Source organism: Streptomyces sp. NPDC037083, from assembly GCF_055606485.1.
The window spans coordinates 544191-563279 of the sequence record NZ_JBVJSQ010000002.1 but is presented as its reverse complement, the minus strand read 5'-3'; the positions used below and the strand labels follow the sequence as shown (position 1 = coordinate 563279).

General features: G+C 69.2%; 9 protein-coding genes. 6 read left to right on the top strand and 3 right to left on the bottom strand.

Going from position 1 to position 19089, the window contains the following annotated elements; translation table 11 throughout:
• Nucleotides 1-34: 34 nt before the first annotated feature.
• Nucleotides 35-1111, bottom strand: coding sequence for a non-hydrolyzing UDP-N-acetylglucosamine 2-epimerase (wecB, locus tag ACZ7DE_RS07230; RefSeq protein WP_256914714.1), 1077 nt, complete (start codon nt 1109-1111; stop codon nt 35-37).
• Nucleotides 1112-1432: 321 nt separating this feature from the next.
• Here wecB and ACZ7DE_RS07225 point away from each other — a divergent pair, with 321 nt between their 5' ends.
• Both ACZ7DE_RS07225 and ACZ7DE_RS07220 read left to right on the top strand, forming a co-directional pair.
• The gene (locus ACZ7DE_RS07225) at nt 1433-3013 is read left to right on the top strand and encodes a glycosyltransferase family 4 protein (RefSeq protein WP_470758722.1); all 1581 of its coding nucleotides are present in this window, start codon (nt 1433-1435) and stop codon (nt 3011-3013) included.
• A 120-nt stretch (nt 3014-3133) separates the two neighbouring features.
• Nucleotides 3134-5275: a glycosyltransferase gene (locus ACZ7DE_RS07220; protein ID WP_470758721.1), complete on the top strand. Its 2142-nt coding sequence runs from the start codon at nt 3134-3136 to the stop codon at nt 5273-5275.
• Nucleotides 5276-5439: 164 nt separating this feature from the next.
• On the opposite strand, the gene ACZ7DE_RS07215 is transcribed toward ACZ7DE_RS07220, so the two are convergent.
• Both ACZ7DE_RS07215 and ACZ7DE_RS07210 read right to left on the bottom strand, forming a co-directional pair.
• Nucleotides 5440-6045 carry an acyltransferase gene (locus ACZ7DE_RS07215; protein WP_470758720.1) on the bottom strand — a complete coding sequence of 202 codons (606 nt, stop codon included), beginning with the start codon at nt 6043-6045 and terminating at the stop codon, nt 5440-5442.
• Between the two features lie 151 nt (nt 6046-6196).
• Nucleotides 6197-6526, bottom strand: a complete 330-nt coding sequence (locus tag ACZ7DE_RS07210) for a hypothetical protein (protein WP_470758719.1) — start codon at nt 6524-6526, stop codon at nt 6197-6199.
• Between the two features lie 979 nt (nt 6527-7505).
• On the opposite strand from ACZ7DE_RS07210, the gene ACZ7DE_RS07205 reads away from it, so the two are divergent.
• From ACZ7DE_RS07205 to ACZ7DE_RS07190, 4 genes are all read left to right on the top strand, one after another.
• Complete coding sequence (locus ACZ7DE_RS07205; RefSeq protein WP_470758718.1) at nt 7506-14465, top strand: polymorphic toxin-type HINT domain-containing protein; 6960 nt, start codon at nt 7506-7508, stop codon at nt 14463-14465.
• A 47-nt stretch (nt 14466-14512) separates the two neighbouring features.
• Nucleotides 14513-15043 (top strand): hypothetical protein, encoded by a 531-nt coding sequence (locus tag ACZ7DE_RS07200; protein WP_470758717.1) that lies wholly within the window; start codon nt 14513-14515, stop codon nt 15041-15043.
• A 783-nt stretch (nt 15044-15826) separates the two neighbouring features.
• Complete coding sequence (locus ACZ7DE_RS07195) at nt 15827-17326, top strand: VCBS repeat-containing protein (RefSeq protein ID WP_242432503.1); 1500 nt, start codon at nt 15827-15829, stop codon at nt 17324-17326.
• A gap of 134 nt (nt 17327-17460) precedes the next feature.
• Nucleotides 17461-19089 (top strand): FG-GAP repeat protein, encoded by a 1629-nt coding sequence (locus ACZ7DE_RS07190; RefSeq protein WP_470758716.1) that lies wholly within the window; start codon nt 17461-17463, stop codon nt 19087-19089.

Here is a 19089-nt window from a genome sequence, read left to right as displayed (position 1 = left end):
GACTGATGGAACGGTGACGAGAGCGGCGGCCGGATCAGGCCTCGACGATGGCCTGGACGGCGCGCACGGCGGCGTTCCCGTCACCGTACGGCGTGCCGCGCGGGGTCTCGGGCGCCGGGCGGGTGGCGAGCGCGGTGAAGTCGGGGGTCTCGTGCGGGTCCGGCACCAGGTGGTTCCAGCCGCCCTCGAGGGTCTCGACCCACTCGGTCTCCGGACGCACGGTGGTGCAGGCGCGGCCCAGCAGGAAGGCCTCCTTCTGCAGACCGCCGGAGTCGGTGACCACACCGGCGGAGCCCAGGACGGCGCCCACCAGACCGGCGTAGGGGAGGGGGCGGCCGACGCGCACGGCGCCCTGGTTCAGCTTGATGCCGTGCTGCTCGGCGCGGGCCACCAGACGCGGGTGGGCCAGCAGCGCCACCGGCACGGGCAGCGCGGCCAGCGAGCCGATGATGGCGGCGAGCCGCTCGGGGTCGTCGGTGTTGTCCGGCCGGTGCAGCGTCGACACCAGGTAGGGCGCGTCGGCGTCGATGCCCTCGGGCAGCTCCGGACGCGGGTGCTCGCCCGCCAGGACGGCGTCGCGGATGCGCAGGCACACGTCGACCATGACGTCGCCGACGAGGGTGGAGCGGTGCGCCAGGCCCTCGTTCGAGAGGTGGCGCATGGCCTCCTCGGTCGGCGCGAGCAGCAGGTCGGCGGCGTGGTCGGTGAGGACCCGGTTGTGCTCCTCGGGCATCCGCCGGTTGAAGGAGCGCAGACCGGCCTCGAGGTGCGCGACGCGGTAGTGCAGCTTCACCGCGGAGAGCGCGCCGGCGACGGTCGAGTTCGTGTCGCCGTAGACCAGGACCCAGTCGGGCTTCTCCGTCTCCAGGACCTTGTCCATGGCGGCGAGGACCGCGCCGGTCTGCTCGCCGTGGCCGCCGGAGCCGACGCCGAGGTGGACGTCGGGGTCCGGGATGCCCAGGCCGGAGAAGAAGACGTCGGAGAGGTCCGCGTCATAGTGCTGGCCGGTGTGCACGATGACGTGCTCGTGAGGGGTGTCGGCGAAAGCAGCCGCGATGGGCGCGAGCTTGACCAACTGGGGGCGTGCGCCCACGACACTGATGACCTTCACGTGCGCTGCTCCTACTGAATAAACGTATGGACGGCCGAACCCAGATCATACGGGCGTGGTGGCGGCCGACGTCGCGTCGCGGCGACAGCCCGGCGACAGCCCTGCAACGGCCCTGCAACGGGCGTGGGCCGGGCCGAGGGGCGGCTCGTTGCTGACGGTATGCTTTGACGCGCCGGGTTATCGGGTTATGTAGCCGTGCCGTTAGCGCCCAAGTGCACTGCACGAGACGCCCGCTTTGGACGGAACTGGTGTGCGAGCTCGATCATCCTTGCGGGCTCCTGCAACGTGCCAGAAGTTTCAGATCAGGAAAGGCACACATTCATGGAGCTCGACAGCACCGAGGGGCAGAGAAGCCCCAGGGCCTCCCGAGGCCGCGTTGTGATGCTGGTCGACAACGGTGTCCGAAATGACTCGCGTGTCCAGAAGTCGGCTCGTTCCGCTGCCGAGGCCGGCTGGGAAGTCGTTCTTTTCGGCATCTCGCCCGCTCCCGAGATCCAGACCTGGAACATCGGCGACGCCGAGGTCCGCCTGGTTCCCAAGCCGAGCCCGCTGGGACCCAGCCGACAGGACAGGCACGGGCTGCGCTGGCGCAGCCCGCTCGCGTACCGCTCGCCCCAGATCGCCAAGTACCGCAAGCAGCAGGTGAAGGCCTGGCGCGCCGACCTGCGGTTCCGTGCCGCGGCCGCCAAGGCCGACGGCCCCGGCCGTCCGAGCGCCAGCGGTGCGGCCGCCCGGCTGTTCGTGCCCAAGGCCGCCGCGAAGATGACCAGCAAGTGGGTGTCGCTGCGCTCGCGCCTGACCGGCCGCGCCAAGCGCAAGCGGGCGAAGTTCAACACGCCGCTGGACAAGCTGCAGATCAAGTTCTGGCAGATCACCATGGGCCAGCGCGCCTGGCGGCGGCTGCTGCCGTACCTGTGGGACTTCGAGCTGGCCTTCGGCCCGCACATCGACGAGCTCAAGCCCGACATCATCCACGCGCACGACTTCCGCATGCTGGGCGTGGCGGCCCGCGCCGCCGTCCGGCTGCGGGCCGCGGGACACCCGGTCAAGCTGGTCTGGGACGCGCACGAGTTCGTGCCCGGTCTGCACTCCCACCACGACCGCTGGATCCCCGGCCACGTGGCCTGGGAGAAGGAGCACGCGGTGTTCGCCGACGCGGTGATCACCGTCTCGCCCTCGCTCGCCGAGCTGCTGGTCAAGGGCCACAAGCTCAATGAGACCCCGTACGTCGTCCTGAACGCCCCGGTGATGAAGCCGGCCCCCGACGAGGTGGCCGACGTCGAGCCGGTCCCCGACCTGCGGGAGCTGTGCGGCGTCGACGCGGACACCCCGCTGCTGGCGTACTGCGGCGGCATCAACCCGGTGCGCGGCGTCGAGACGATCATCGAGGGCCTCACGCTCATGCCGGACGTGCATGTCGCGCTGGTGTCGCTGCCGCCGTCGGGCAAGCACTTCCCGGCCACCAAGAAGGTCATCGAGCAGATCGAGGAGCTGGGTGTCGGCGACCGCGTCCACATCCTGCCCTTCGTACCGCACTGGCAGGTGCCCGAGTTCCTGTCGACGGCGGACGCGGCGGTCAGCCCGCTGCACCACCTGCCCAACCACGAGCTGGCCCTGAGCAACAAGTTCTTCGAGTACTCCCAGGCCAGGCTGCCGCTGGTGGTCAGCGACATCCGCACCATGGCCGAGATGGTCGAGAAGACCGGCCAGGGCGAGATCTTCAAGGCACAGGACGTCGAGGACTACGTACGCGCCGTCAAGGCCGTCCTCGCCAACCCGGAGCGCTACCGGGCCGCCTACGACGACCCGGGGCTGCTGGAGAAGTGGACCTGGGAGGCCCAGGCCGTGGTCCTGGACCAGATCTACAGCCGGCTGCTGCCCGGCGACGGGAAGGCCGTGTGACGGTACGGCTGTGACCCACGGCGCCGGTCCGGTGCGGGGACGTGACACGTCTCCTCGCCGGACCGACGCGCACAGCACGTCCCTCGCACGGAACGCAGAACAGGTGGAGGACCTCCTCGCATGACCCACGTACTTCTGATCGCCGGCACGGCGCCGACGCTCTCGATGCTGAAAGCCGCCGTCGAGCAGTTCCGGGCCGCGGGAGCGACGGTGCGGCTGGCCGGATACTTCGATCGCGAAGCGGTGGACGGCGTACTCGACGCCGCCGACGTCTGCTCGCTGACCGAGTCGGCCGCCGAGCGGGGCGACGCCTTCGCCAAGCGCGTCGCGAAGCTGCCCCCCGCCCGCCGGACCTGGGCCGGCGCGGAGCGCAACCGCTGGGTCCTGCGCAACGCGCGCCGGTCGCAGGTCCTGGTCGCCCTGGACGCGCACGGCGTCTACACCGTCTGGCGGCTCGCCGAGCGCAACCGGCGCGCCGACGCCGTCTTCGGCGTCGCGCCCGGCCTGCGGGCCCTGCAGGCACGCGGCGAGCGCCCGATGCACTACGCGCTGCGCGACGCCGTCCGCACCGTCCCGTCCCCCACCGTCACCCTGCGCTCCACCAAGCGCGGCGTGCGGCAGAGCGCGGGCGCCGTGCTGCGCCGGGCCTCGTCGCCCGCCGTGATGCGCACCGCGATCGGCGCCAAGGCCTGGCGGACCGCGGTCGTCGCGCCGCGCGTGCCGGACGCGATGCGCGCCAAGCTGGCCCGCCGGGTGAGCCTGAGCATGGCGAAGGGCGGCCGGAAGACCGGCGCCACGATGGTGCTGAACCAGGCCGCCGAGCGGATCAACAACCGCAAGCTCAGCGCGGCCCTGCTGGCGGACGCCGCCCGCGCCGACCTGGCCCGTGGCCACGACGACCCGAAGCTGCGCAACAAGGCCATCGGGGCCGCCCTGGCCATCGCGGACCAGCGGTTCAAGAAGAAGGACTTCTCGGCGGCGGCCGACCAGCTCTCCACGGCCTTCGCCCTCGCCTTCAACCGGGGTCTGCACTTCGACGGGGTGTCCTCGCCGATGGCCGAGGACCCCGACGCCTACCTCGCGCCCTTCCGCGCGAGCGCCGCGTTCAGGGCGCTGTCCGCGCCGCGCGGACGGGCGCTCCCGGCCGCCGACGCGCCGACCGGCCGCCCGCTGCGGCTGCTGGTCACCACGTACGCCAACGCGGCCTTCCTGAAGGCGATCCGGGACCGCTACGAGAACCACCCCGACGTCGAGATCCGCTACCTCGACGTCAACGAGGACGAGAAGCTGCGACCGCTGGTCCGCGGCATCAAGCGGATCATGGAGCACGCGCTGGGCGGCCAGCCGGCCTTCCACGACAAGGTCGAGGAGGCGCTGCGGCCCCACCTGGACTGGGCGGACACCGTCTTCGTCGACTGGTGCACCAACGCGGCGGGCATCTTCACCGCCGTGGACCCCGGCACCACGCGCATGGTCATCCGGCTGCACAGCTACGAGGCGTTCGCGTTCTGGCCGCACGTGGTGGACTTCACCCGGGTCGACGACCTGATCCTGGTCAGCGACCACCTGCGCGAGGTGGTGGAGAAGGTCCTGCCGCAGCTGGCCGGGCCCGACACCGCCACGACGCACGTCGTCGCCAACGCGATGGACCTGGTGCCCTTCAAGCGCGCGAAGACGGGCCCGGACGCCCGCTTCAACCTCGGCCTGGTCGGCGTCAGCGCCGTGGCCAAGGACCCGCGCTGGGCGGTGCAGGTCCTGCGGCTGCTGCGCGAGAAGGACGACCGGTACCGGCTCGTCATCATCGGCGAGGGACTGCCCCGCAAGGCGGGCGCCGCCGTCCGCGCCTACGACGACCTGCTCCAGGCGGACCTGGAGGAGCTGGAGGCGGCCGGCGCCGTGCACCTGGTGGGCCAGACGGACGACGTGCCGGCCGCGCTCACCGAGGTCGGCGTCATCCTGAGCAGCTCGGTCCGCGAGAGCTTCCACTGCGGTCTGGTGGAGGGCACGGTCAGCGGCGCGCTCCCGGTCGTCCGCGACTGGCCGTTCTTCGCCTCGCTGGAGAACGGGCCGCGCACCCTCTTCCCGGCCGACTGGGTCGTCTCGACGCCGGAGGAGGCCGCCGAGCGGATCCTCAAGCTCACGGCCACCGAGGACGGCTGGCGCGCGGCGACCGAGCCCGCTTCGCAGCACGCGCTGACGATGTGGGACTGGTCGGTGGTGAGCCGGGAGTTCGACCGGCTGCTGCTGGGCGAGAAGGCGTGACACCCGCGGGGATCGACGGATCCCCGGACTGACGAAAGGTTTCGGCCGCGTCCGACTGGACGCGGCCGAAACCTTTTTCCGTAACGGGGGAGCCGACGGAGGGATGCGCGAGGCGGGTCGCGCGAGAGGGAGCGGGGTAGCGAGAGGTGCGGGGAGCGGGGGGACTAGCCCGCGGTCCGCTCCACCAGCACGCCGTCCTTCTCGTCGTACAGCTCGCCGGTCTGCGGGCACTCCCACACGCCGGACTCGCCCGCGCGCGCGACCAGCTTGACGCCGGCCTTGCCGACCCAGCCGATCTGCCGCGCCGGGACACCGACGACCAGGCCGAAGTCCGGCACGTCCTTGGTGACGACCGCGCCCGCGGCGATCATGGCCCAGCGGCCGATCGTGATCGGCGCGACGCACACGGCACGGGCGCCGATGGACGCCCCGTCGGCGATCTTCACCCCGACGGCCTCCCAGTCGCCGCCGCGCTTCTGCTTGCCGTCGGGGTCCACGGAACGCGGGTTGTGGTCGTTGGTGAGGACCACGGCCGGGCCGATGAACACACCGCTGCCGAGCTCGGCCGGCTCGTAGACGAGCGCATAGTTCTGCAGCTTGCAGTTGTCGCCCATGTGGACGCCCGAGCCGACATAGGCGCCCCGGCCGATCACACAGCCCTCACCGAGGCGCGCGCCCTCGCGGATCTGAGCGAGGTCCCAGACGCTGCTCCCGGCGCCGATCTCGGCACTGTCGTCGACCTGCGCGCTGGGCTGGACCCTGTAGTTCACTTCTTCGCCTTCCGGTGTGGGGCTTCGCCCGGCGAGCATACGGGCCGCCGGGACGACGTTCACGTGCGGCCCGCAGCCGGTGCGACCGGGCCCGCGCCCCTCGCCCGAACGCGCCGGACGGCACGGCCGCCGTCCGGCGTTCCCGGTCCGGTCAGCCGTCGGTCAGCACCGGCCCGTTCGGCACCCAGTACCCGGCCAGCCCGCCCGCGGTGATGCGGAGCATGGGCCTGCCGTTGACGATGGCCCGCTGGTCGAAGGGGGCCTTGGAGCTCTGGGCGAACTTCACGGTCTTCGTGGTGCCGGTCCCGCCGTCGCTGCCGAACTTGATGCAGGTGATCGCGACGTTCGGCGGGAAGGTGGCGGTGCGCTGACCCGGGCGTCGGGAAGACTCAGTACAAGAGAGCGCGGGCGCTCTGTCGAGCAGGCCCGGCGAGGGGGAGTCCAGAACCCCCGTGGCCGGCGCGGTGAAGGTTTCCCCCACTCACCACCGCGACTCCGGCGACCGAACCGCCGACGACCCTTGTGAGTCGACTGCGCACCAGCTCGACACGTCTCTTCCAGGCATGACTTGTCTATCCCCCGGTGTTGATGGACCTCACGCGGTCGCGGCGCCGGTGACTGCTCCCCGCAACCCCTGCATCCCCGAGCCAGTGAAGGAGTTCAACTGAGCTGAGGGGAATAGGTAATTGGGGCATCTGTGCGTGAGATGGGGTATTCGGCGACGACCGTGGGGTTTCTGTGATGGAACTGTGACTATCTGAATGTGGCCATGTCGGACATGCATGTCTGGCGAGACGTAAGGGGTCGGTAAAGGATCTGGACGATCGACCGACTGTACGGGGATGGTGACTTCTGGTGGCCGGGGGCGGGGATGCGGCAAGGGCGCGGGGGCGCATGGCGGCCCATGTTGAGACGATGACACTTCTCCAGTCAGGTCCGGAGCGAGATCGCTTCGATGTGACCGGCGCGTGCGGCGGGACGCACCGACGGATCCGGTGCCGACTTCAACGACGTCGTGGATCGTGACACCGCCGCCACGGATCCTCCGGCAACGCTGTCAGAGCGGTGCGCGCGTGCCCCCCGGCCCCGTAAAGGTGCCTCGAGCCTTGCCGCAGGCCGTTCCTGTACGACCGGCGTTCCCAGCGTGGGCACGTGACGACCGACTTCGCGGTTGTCGTCCGGACGGTGCGCCGGGTGTGAGTTCGCCCGGCCTCTGCCCCGCCCGGCCCACCTGTTCCCGCCCGACCACCCGTTCCGGGAGATGACGGTCGGCGTCGGGCTCGGCTGTGGAGTCACCCCGCGTGACGACACGTCAGGAATCGCGTGTGCCGGTTCTTTGGGGTTCCGCCCCCACAAGGCCATGGTCTGTCGGTCGGTCTCCTTGACCTTTTCCTCATAAGGTTCTCCTTCGATCAGGAAGTTGCCGAATGTTTCTGCGTGGCCGCTCACTGAGCCGCCGCATGCCCAGATCGACGGTTGTCGCGACGGTGCTCGGGCTTACGCTCGCGCTGTCGGCTTCGTCGGTTCAGGCATTGGCGCTCGACGACGGCGACCGGGGCCGCACCAGCCGCCCCGGCGTCCAGGACGACGGTGATCCCGCCAAGGGGTCCGACGCGAAAGCGAAGTCCCGTCCCTCCGATCCGGCGCGCAAGGCGGCGGTCAAGGGGCTCGACAAGGCGGTGTGGCCCCAGCAGGGCGGCGCCGAGGTGAGTGTCGGCGCGGCCGGCGCGACCGAGGCGGGCGGCCTTCCGGTCAAGGTCGGCAAGGCGCTGAAGGCGTCCAAGGCGTCCACATCGGCGAAGGGCGCCGCGTCGTCCGCCGCGCCCGAGGCCGCGAAGAAGGTGCGAGTCGACGTCCTCGACCCGAAGCGCGCGGGGCAGCTCGGCGCCGGCGTTCTCCTCGGAGTGGAACGCGCCGACGGTGAGGACGCGGCCGCCAAGGTCCGCCTCACGGTCGACTACTCGGAGTTCGCCGAGGGTTTCGGCGGCTCGTACGCTTCCCGTCTTCGGCTGGTGCAGCTCCCGGCGTGTGCCACCGTCGCCACACCGGGCAGCAAGGCGTGTCCGGAGCAGCCGAAGGTGCTGCCGACGGTGAACGACGTGAAGTCGGGCACGGTCTCGGCAGATGTGACGGCGGCCCCGGCTCCCGCCGAGGGTGTCTCGACGATGGCCGGTACCGCGACCTCCCTGGTGGCGGTGGCGGCGGGTCCATCGAGCGCACAGGGCACCTACAAGGCCACGGCCCTTTCTCCGTCGTCCAGTTGGAGCGTCGCACCGTCCTCCGGTGGGTTCAGCTGGAACTATCCGCTGAATTCCGTTCCGACGCCGGGCGGGCTGACTCCCACGGTGGGTCTCGGTTACTCGTCCCAGTCGGCCGACGGTCGCACGTCGGCGACGAACAACCAGGGTTCGTGGATCGGTGAGGGTTTCTCCTACGACGCCGGTTACATCGAGCGGCGCTACAAGCCCTGTTCCGAGGACGGTCACGACAGTTCCGGTGAACAGTGCTGGGCGTTCGAGAACGCCACGGTCATGCTCTCCGGTTCGTCCGGTGAGCTGGTCAAGGACGACACGACCGGCACGTGGCATCTGTCGTCCGACGACGGTGCGAAGGTCGAGCGGCTGACGGGCGCCACCAATGGCGACGACGGCAGCACCGGTGACAAGGGCGAGCACTGGAAGATCACGACCTCCGATGGCACGGAGTACTACTTCGGGCTGAACCGTCTCCCCGGCTGGGCGACGGGCAACGAGGAGACCAACTCGGTCTGGACGGCTCCGGTTTTCGGTGACGACTCGGGTGAGCCGTGCTACAACGCCACTTTCACGAGCGCGTACTGCCAGCAGGCGTGGCGGTGGAGTCTGGACTACGTCAAGGACACGCACGGCAACGTGATGTCCTACTTCTACGACCGTGAGACGAACTACTACGCCCTCAACGGCAAGACGGACGTCAACGGCACCGCCTACCACCGCGGCGGCTGGCTGAAGCGGATCGACTACGGTCAGCGCGACGGCAGTGTCTACGCGGCGAAGGCCCCGGCCCGGATCGTCTTCAACACCGCCGAACGCTGCCTGACGACAGCCGACTTCGACTGCGCGGAGAGCAAGCGCACCAAGGCGAACGCCTCCCACTGGCCGGATGTCCCGGTCGACCAGGAGTGCAAGTCCGCCACCAAGTGCACCTCGCCGGTCCAGACGTTCTTCACGACGAAGCGGCTGACGTCGGTCGTGACGCAGATGCGTAAGGACGCCACGACCCACCAGGACGTGGACGCCTGGAGTTTCACGCACCTGTTCACGGACAACGGTGACGACTCCAAGACGCTGTGGCTGTCGAAGATCGAGCACGAGGGCCGCGTCGGCACGGCGGTCAAGCTGCCGTCGGTCGACCTCTTCGGTGAGCAACTCGCCAACCGTGTGGACGCCATCGGCGACAACATCGCCCCGTTCTACCGCTACCGCCTCTCGATGGTCCTCAGTGACACCGGATCGCAGCTCGACGTGACGTACGCGCCGGCCGACTGTGCGAAGGCCTCGCTGCCGAAGCCGGGCGAGTCGACGAAGCGCTGCTACCCCGTGAAGTGGGCGCCGCCGGGTTATGTGGACCCGATCACGGACTGGTTCCACAAGTACGTGGTCTCGGCGGTCATCGAGACGGACCGCACCGGCGGCAGCGACTCGATGGTCACCCGCTACGACTACCAGGGCGACGCGGCCTGGCGTAAGGCGAAGCCGGACGGCATCACCGACGCCAAGTACCTGACCTGGGGTGGTTGGCAGGGATACGGCAAGGTCAAGGTCACCAGCGGCAGCTCCGACAAGCAGACCACCCGTGTCGACTACACGTTCATGCAGGGCATGGACGGCGACAAGGACGCCGACGGCAACACCCGCTCGGTGACGGTGAAGGACTCCACAGGAGCCTCCTACACGGACTCCGAGGAGTTCACGGGGCACCAGTTGGAGGCGGCCACCTACGACGGTGCGAAGCTCGTCTCCAAGACGATCGACACCCCCTGGAAGCACTACACGGCAACCCAGACCCAGAGCTGGGGTACCACTCACGCGGCGATCGTGAATACCCAGATCGGCCGGGGCTTCAGCCTGAAGTCCGACGGCAGCTGGAGCGAGACGAAGTCCACGACGACCTACGACACGTCCAACGGCACAGGGCGCGTGTTGACCGTCGACGACCAGGGCGACCTGTCCACCACGAAGGACGACACCTGCACGCGTACCACGTACGCGGACAACGCGGCGAAGAACATCCTGTCGCTGCCCGCCCGCAGCGAGGTCGTGTCGGTCAAGTGCGCCACGACACCGGACCGCAAGACGCAGGTCCTGGGAGACGAGCGCACCTCGTACGACAACCTCGCGTTCGGTGCGGAACCGACCAAGGGTGACGCGACCAAGACCGAGCGGTTGACCTCGCACAACGGCACCACGGCCACGTATCAGGTCACCGGTGCCACGACCTACGACGACTTCGGCCGTCCGAAGTCCCAACAGGACGCCAAGCAGTACGGGACCTCCGACGCGACGAAGACCGTCTACACCGAGACCAACGGCCTGTTGACGAAGACGGTCGTCACCAACGCCCTCGGGCACAACACGACCACCGACTACGCCCCCGCCTGGGGTATGTCGACCGGGCAGACCGACCCCAACGGCGAGCGCACCAGCCTCGCTTATGACGGCCTCGGCCGTTTGACGTCGGTGTGGCTGGCGGACCGGGCGTCGACGCAGACGCCGAGCATCAAGTACTCGTACAACGTCCGCAAGGACAAGGTCACCTCGATCAAGACCGAGAAGATCGAGAACGACGGCTCGTACGGCGCCGAGTACCAGCTGTACGACAGCATGCTGCGGGCCCGCCAGATCCAGACCGAAGGCCCGGACGGCACCCGCATGGTCGCCGACACCTGGTACGACGCCACCGGCAACGTCAGGAAGACCAACTCGACGTACAACGCGGCCGGCGCCCCCTCGGACGAACTGCTGCTCGTGAGCAACGGCCAGGTCGGCGCACAGAGCCTGTTGGAGTACGACGGCCTGGGCCGGACGACCGCCGAGGTCTTCGCGTTCTCGGGCGCCGAGCAGTGGCGTACCACGACCGCCTACGACGGTGAACTGACGCACGTCGACCCGCCGGTCGGCGGCGTGCCCACCACGACGATCACCGACGGCCAGGGCAACCTCTCGGAGATCCGCCATTACAAGGGCGCTTCGCCGGGCGTCGGGGTGCCGTACGACTCGACGAAGTACACGTACAACACGGCCGGTCTGCTGGAGACGGTCACCGACGCCAAGAGCAACGTGTGGCGCTACGAGTACGACCAGCTGGGCCGCAAGACCAAGTCGATCGACCCCGACGCGGGTACCTCGCGCACGGAGTACGACGAGCTGGACCGCCCGGTCGTGGCGTACGACGGCCGCAACAAGAAGACCTCCACGGTCTACGACAAGCTCGGCCGCGTTCTCACGACCTGGCAGGGCGACGCCGGTACCGGTACGAAGCTGAGCGAGAACAAGTACGACAAGGCGGGCTGGCTGGGACAGGCCTACGGCCACCTCAGCTACATCTCGCCGACGGAGTACTTCGCCACGGCCATCCAGTCGATGGACGAGTTCTACCGCCCGCTGCAGACCGCCTACCAGGTTCCGGCCTCGCAGGGATCCCTGGCCGGCACGTACGTCTACACCTCCACGTACAACCGGGACGGCACGCTCCAGAGCTCCGGCCTGCCCGCCGTCGGCGACCTGCCGACTGAGGCGCTGACCTACACGTACGACTCGCTGCAGCGTCCGATGACGATGACGGGCAGCACCTCGTACGTCACCAACACCGTCTACTCCAAGAAGAGCCAGCTGCAGCAGCTCGAACTGTCTTCGGGCAGCGGCAAGAAGGTCTGGCAGAGCTTCTTCTACGAGAAGGGCACCGACAGGCTGACCCGCTCGGTGGTCGACGTCTACGGCGCGACCGCCCCGGCCAAGGACTCGAACTACTCCTACGACCAGGTGGGCAACGTCCTGTCCATCGCGGACACGGCGAACTCCGCTTCGCCGGACGTGCAGTGCTTCGCCTACGACAGCAGGCAGCGACTGCAGGACGCCTGGACCCCGTCGGCCACCGCGACGACCGCGGCCGGTTCCGGAACCCGTGGCTCGACCACGCCGGTGGACGGCACCGGGCCCACGGCCTGCGACTCGACCGCCGGGTCGACCGCGCTGGGCGGTCCGGCCCCGTACTGGAAGTCGTACGAGACCGACGCCATCGGCAACCGTGTCTCCGAGGTCAGCCACGACACCACGCTCAACGCGGCGAACAACATCACCCGCAGTTACGAGTACGGCGGCGCGGGCACCCTCGGCGACGGACCGCACCAGGTCACCAAGGTCACCGAGCAGACCCCCACCGGGAACAAGCAGTCGACGTACGAGTACGACGACGCGGGCAACACCACGAAGCGGACCATCGGCGGCAACGCCCAGTCGCTGGCCTGGACCGACCAGGGCAAGGTCAACGAGGTCACCGAGGCGAACGGCTCGAAGACGAGCTACCTGTACGACGCCTCAGGCAACCGTCTCGTGCGCAAGGACCCGAGCGGTACGACGGTCTACCTGCCGGGCACCGAGCTGAAGCTGTCGGCCGACGGCACCAAGAAGGAGGCCACCCGGTACTACGAGTACGCCGGCCAGACCGTCGCGGTCCGCACCGCGGCGAAGCTCTCCTTCACGGCAGCAGACCACCACGGCACGGGCGAGCTGGCGATCGACTCCGCGACCGGGGCGATCTCCCAACGGCGCTTCGACCCCTACGGTGTGGAGCGCGGCGAGAAGCTCGGTCCCTGGCCGGGGGAGAGGGGTTTTGTCGGCGGCACGATCGACGCCTCGACCGGTCTCACTCATCTGGGAGCGCGCGAATACGACTCGGCGATCGGCAAGTTCATCTCCGTCGACCCGATCATCGACTACACCAGGCCGAGCCAGATCAACGGCTACGCCTACGCCGACAACACCCCGGTGACCCTGTCCGACCCGTCGGGACTGGAGAGTTGCTTCCCGGTCTACTGCTCGGCCTACGCGGGCACCTACAAGAAGGAGACCGGCAACAAGGACGTCGACGACGCGCAGTCGGATGCCGACGCGGCCTCCGCGAACGTGGCGTCGGCGCAGGCGCAGCAGTCCTCCGCCAAGCAGCGCATGAAGTCCGCGGGCAAGGCGCTGATCAAGATCGCCCGGGACATCCTGGGCGTGGACGCGGCGCTGGACTGCATCTCCAGTGGTGATGTCGGAGCCTGTGGCGAGACCCTGCTCAACATCGCAGGCAGCTTCGCGGGTGGCTTGGCGGGCAAGATCCTCGCCAAGTACGGCGCCCCGTGGAAGTGGGCCAAGGGCCTCAAACTCGTCAAGCGTGTCGCTGGGCTGGTCAAAGACCTGATCGGCGGTGCGAAGGGTTACTTCAAGGCGAACAAGGCTCTGGGCAAGGCCAAGATGGGGTTGGCCAAGGCCACGGAGAAGCTGGCGCAGGCCAGGGCGAAGGCAGCGGCGGCCCTCAAGAGAGGCAAGGGCTCCTGTAAGTCACCCCACAGTTTCCTGCCCGGCACCAAAGTCCTGCTTGCAAATGGCAAGGTCAAGCCGATCGAAGAGGTCAGGCTCGGCGACAAGGTCAAGGTGACCGACCCCAAGCAGGGCGGAACGGCGGTTCGCGAGGTCGTCGGCACGATCGTCACCGAGGACGACAAGCACTTCGTCGATCTCACGGTGAAGGGGACCTCCGGCAAGGAGGAGGCGCTCGTCTCCACCACCACACACCCGTTCTGGGTCGAGACGCAGCACCGCTGGATCAAGGCCGGAGACCTGACGCCCGGCATGAGACTGCTCACCCCCTCGGGTGGCACGGTGGAGCTGACGGCGACGCGCGAGTACCACAAGGTGCAGCGCACGCACGACCTGACGATCAGTGACATCCACACGTACTATGTCCTGGCCGAGTCGACCCCCCTGCTGGTGCACAACTGCGACGTCAATACCCCCGACGACCCGTCCGGTACGGCGACGGTCCACCTGGACTACGGCGGCAATCCCCAGCACGCCTCGATCGAGGTCGAGCATGGGGGGACGGTCATTCACAGCGAGCAGGTCGGTGTCCCGGGCTCGGACGCTGTGGGCGCGTTCTTCGAGGGGGAGGTGTCGAGTAAATCGTTCACGATCAGGATCCCCCTGCCCAACGCCAAGAGGGCCCAGGCCTATCAGAAGGCAACCGAGGGACATACTTTCGGTTCCTACGACTATGACACGCAAAGCTGTGTCACCTACTGCGCGGACGTGTTGCGCGCAGGCGGGATCGGCCCGGAGGACCTGCCGAAGGGGATGGTCAACAATGACGTCACCAGCTGGCTGTTCAGCAAGCATTGAGCACCGAGCACACCTGGAAGACCGACGAAAGGAGAAAGGAGGAGACCGTGGAGAAAACATTCGACACGACGGGTGAGGCCCTCTGCTGCGCTGCGAGCGTACGGTTGGGCGGAGCTTTGCAAGTGCTCGCCGCCCGGGCGGGACTGTCCGACCGCTACGACACAGTCATGGCGGGGATGGAGCACCTTGCGGCCTCCCTCGACGGGGGTGAGCTCGACGACGCGGTGCTCGGCCCGGCCTTCGGCGCGAACTGGAACCTGGGCACCAGGTACCCGGACGACCTGTCGGGCGTGGAGTTCTTCAGGACTGGGCTGAAGATCGTGTTCGTCGCGCTCGTGCATACGCGGCCGGGCCAGCAGGCTGAGCCGGCGCAAGGGCTGGAGTTCGCTCTGGAGGCGGCCGAGGCCTGGCCGACGGACGTCCGCATCGGCTCGTTCACGCGGCTCGCCGATTTCGAACTGGCCTGCCAGCAGGAGGCGGAGGCACGGCTCCGGACGGATGGGCTGGCTGCCCTCTGGAAGCTGACCGAGGGGCGCTGCGAGCAGTATCGGCGCGTGGCGGAACTGCTCGTCGGGTAGGAGCCCGGAAGGGTGCCGGAGTAAGGGCTGGGGACCCCGTTCGACCCGTCGATACGGGCTTTATTGGGTCCCTGGGTACAAGCGCTCGGCCGGGTTCTCCCGGCCGAGCGCTTCCATGATTGTCTGTGGGCGACTCGCTGCTTCATGGTTTTGCTATCCGCTCGGCGGCGGTCTCTCCGAGAGCGCCGCCCTCTCCTACGCCGTGGGGAGCTGACCTCGGACTCGACCAAGGACGTCGACTGGATCGACAAGATGGAGACGTACGGCCGGGTTGTCCCCGTGTATTTGCTTTTGGACATGGAAATCGGGGAGATCAACGTCCTCTGGGATCCGCCCCCCCAGGGCTATCGGTCCCGGACCAACGTTCCCTTCGGGCGGCCCGTGCGCATCCCGGCGCCCTTCGACTTCGAGCTCGACACCTCGGGGTTACTCCTGCCCGAAGCCGAGGCCGGTACCCCCTGGCCTCGACGCCCCACGCCCCATCCACCCACCAGGGTCCGCCAGTTCGCCGGCGGGCCCTTCTTGTGTCCGGCCGGTCCGGCCGGGCCGGCTGGACCGGCCAGACCGTGCGGTCCGGATTGTCCGACCGGCTGGCATATGCCAGGAGCCGTGAAGCTAACGTGCCTCTTCTGTGATTCATGTCATGTTCAGGGGAACATGACAGGTGTTGCATGTGCACTTCATGTAAAGGGATGATCCGTTGACCTTATTTAGTTCCTCTTTAACTACGGGGCATTTGTGTCAAGGGTGGGGAAAGTGTGGCGGCGCGGTTCCGTCACCGTTTTGGCAGGGGCATTGCTGACCTGGGGGCTCGGGATCGGCGGGACGCCGGCCGAGGCCGCCGTCGCGTGTCCGTCGGGCGTCGAGTCGGACTTCAACGGGGACGGGATCAGGGACACGGCGATCGCCGACCCCGAGGCCACCGTCAGCGGCGCGGCCAGGGCGGGTGAGGTGCAGATCGTCTACGGCGGGGGCAAGGGGGTCCTCACCCTCTCGCAGGCCCTCGACAGCATCCCGGGGGCGCCCGAGGCCGGCGACCAGTACGGCTCTTCGCTGGCGGTGTACGACGCCGACCTCGACGGGTGCAGCGACCTGGTGGTCGGCGACCCCTACGAGGACATGGGCACCGTTCCCGACGCCGGCAACGTGCACTTGATCTACGGCTCCACGAGCGGACTCAACGCAGGCACCAAGGCCGTCAAGGAGTTCTACCAGGGCGCCGACAAGCCCCTGGGCGGCGGTCAGGAGGACGAGGACTGGGTGGGCTACGCGCTGGCCGCCGGCAAGACCTCGGCCGGCACGCCGTACCTGATCATCGGCGTCCCCGGTGAGTCGATCGGTGACATCGAGGACGCGGGCGGGTTCCACTACATCAGCGGCACCGCGCAGACGATGGCCTTCGTCCACCAGGACACCGACGTCGCCGGCGCCGTTCCCGGCAACGCCGAGCAGGACGACCGCTTCGGCTCCACGCTCGCCGCGACCCCGACCCACTTCGCGGTCGGCACGCCCGGCGAGGCGCTCGGCACCGTGGCCTTCGCGGGCGGCGTGGCCTTCTTCAACCACACACTCACCTCCAACTCCCCGAAGCCGCTCGGCGGACTCGGCCAGGACCAGGACGTGATCTCCGGGGCCGAAGAGGTCGGCGACCAGTTCGGCGCCGCGCTCGCCATGGTCCCGTACCGGGCCTCCGGCGCCACCTCCACCACCGAGTCGCTGCTCGCGGTGGGCGTCCCCGGCGAGGATCTGTCGACGACCGTCGACGCCGGCGCCGTCCAGGTCTTCAAGCTGGCCGCCAACGGCACCTTCACGCAGACCGCCTGGATCGACCAGAACACGCTGGACGTGGACCAGGAGGCCGAGGCGGGCGACTTCTTCGGCAAGCGGCTCGCCGCCGTCAACTCCTCCCCGAACGCGGTCTCCACCGCCACCACCACCCGGCTCGCGATCGGCGTGCCCGGCGAGGAGTCGGCCGAGGAGCACGCGGAGAAGGGCGGCGTCCAGATCGTTCCGCTGGTCGGTGCGCCCGGCGCCTCCGACCAGTGGCTCGACCCCGGATACGGCGTCGGGCCCACCCCCGCGCCGCGCATGCTCACCGGCATCTCCCTGGCCGCCAGCCCCTCGCTGCTGTACGTCGGCGTGCCCTACGGCCCGGCGGAGACCCGCGCGGTCTACGGCTTCCCGTGGAACGTGGCGTCCGGCGGGGCCGCGACCCAGACGATCAAGCCCGGTGAGGGCGGCGTGCCGGCGACCGGCGTGGCCTTCGGCGCGGTCATCGGCTGATCGCCGCGGTCCTTCCGCCCTGGCGGCTCTCCACTTCCTTCGGTTCGTCACCGCCGCGTCCGGGCGTCCGGACACGGCGGTGACGCACCGCGCAGACACCAGAAGCACACCCAGCCTCACGGGGAGGAACACCCATGTCCGCACGTGGACACCGGACGGGAGACCAGACGGTCCGCCGTCGGCCGTCCGGCCGAAGACACCCGACACCGGCACCGGCCGGCTCAGGCGCCCGGCGTATCGCCGCCGGATCGCTGGCGGCGGCGCTGCTGCTCCTGGGCCTGGGCACCGGCGCGCCCCCGGCCGCGGCCGCCCTCGCCTGCACGGCCGGCACCTCGTCCGACTTCAACGGCGACGGTGTCCGGGACACGGCCATCGCCGATCCCGACGCCACCGTGTCGGGCCACGCCCGGGCGGGCCTGGTCCACATCGTGCTCGGCGGCGGCAAGGGTGTCGTCGAGATCTCGCAGGAAACCGCCAACGTGGCCGACGCCGCTGAGGACGGCGATCAGTTCGGATTCTCGCTGGCGGTGTACGACGTCAACAAGGACGGCTGTAGCGACCTCGCGGTCGGTATCCCGTACGAGGATGTCGGCACCGTGAAGGACGCCGGCTACGTCCAGGTGATCTACGGCTCAACGACTGCTGTCGGCTCGGAGTTCCGAAGCAGTGGCTTCGCGCAGGGTGCCGCCTATCCGCTGGGCGACACACCTGAGACCGACGACTGGTTCGGCTACGCGCTGGGGTCCGGCACCTCGACAACTGGCTTTCCCTACCTGGCGATCGGCATTCCAGGAGAGGACGGGACCGCTGGCGTTGACATGGGCATGGTTGGCTTCGTCTACGGCGTCGACCACAACGCGGTGTCCGTGACCCAGGACAGCGCCGGGATGTGGGAGACGGCGGAGCCATACGACCGGTTCGGTGCCTCGATCGCCGCCACGGACCGATACTTCGCGGTCGGGGCTCCCGGCGAGAGCATCGGAACGGTTGCCTTCGCAGGCGGCCTTCAGGTGATCCAGCCGTCGATCAACACTGACGGCATTCCCAACCCCCTTTACGGCATGGGGCAGGCCCGCACCGTCGGGCCGAACCCGGACCTGGCCGCCCAGACCGATGACCGTTACGGCGCCGCCCTCGCGATGGCCCCGTACCGTCCGACGGGCGCGGCCACCGTCACGGACGCGCTCCTCGCGGTGGGCGTGCCAGGAGAGGATCTGAACACCACCGTCGATGCCGGCGCGGTGCACGTATACCACCTGAAGGTCGACGGCACGGTCGTCCTCCTCAACTGGATCGACCAGAACCAGGAAAACGCCGCGGGGGACGTCGAGGGGACCGCCGAGGCTGGCGACTTCTTCGGCCAGCGGCTCGCCGCGGTCAACACCACCACCAACGTGGTGAGTACGGCGGCCACCATGCGCCTCGCGGTGGGCGTTCCCGGTGAGGAGTCCACCGAGGACGCCCCGGAGGCCGGCGGTGTCCAGATCTTCCCGATGATCGGGACGCCGGGCGCCTCGGACGCGTGGATCGAGCCCGGCAACGGGATCCCCTCCGGTCCGTCGGCCCGGACGTACGCGGGCACCGGCCTCGGAGCCGGCCCGTCGCTGCTGTACGTAGGTGTGCCCTACGGGCCGGCCGAGGGCCGCGCGGTCCACGGCTTCCCGTGGAACGTCACCACGGGCGGCGCGCCGACCCAGACCTGGAAGCCCGGTGAGGGCGGTATCCCCGCCGGCGGCACCGCGTTCGGGACGGTGATCCGATGA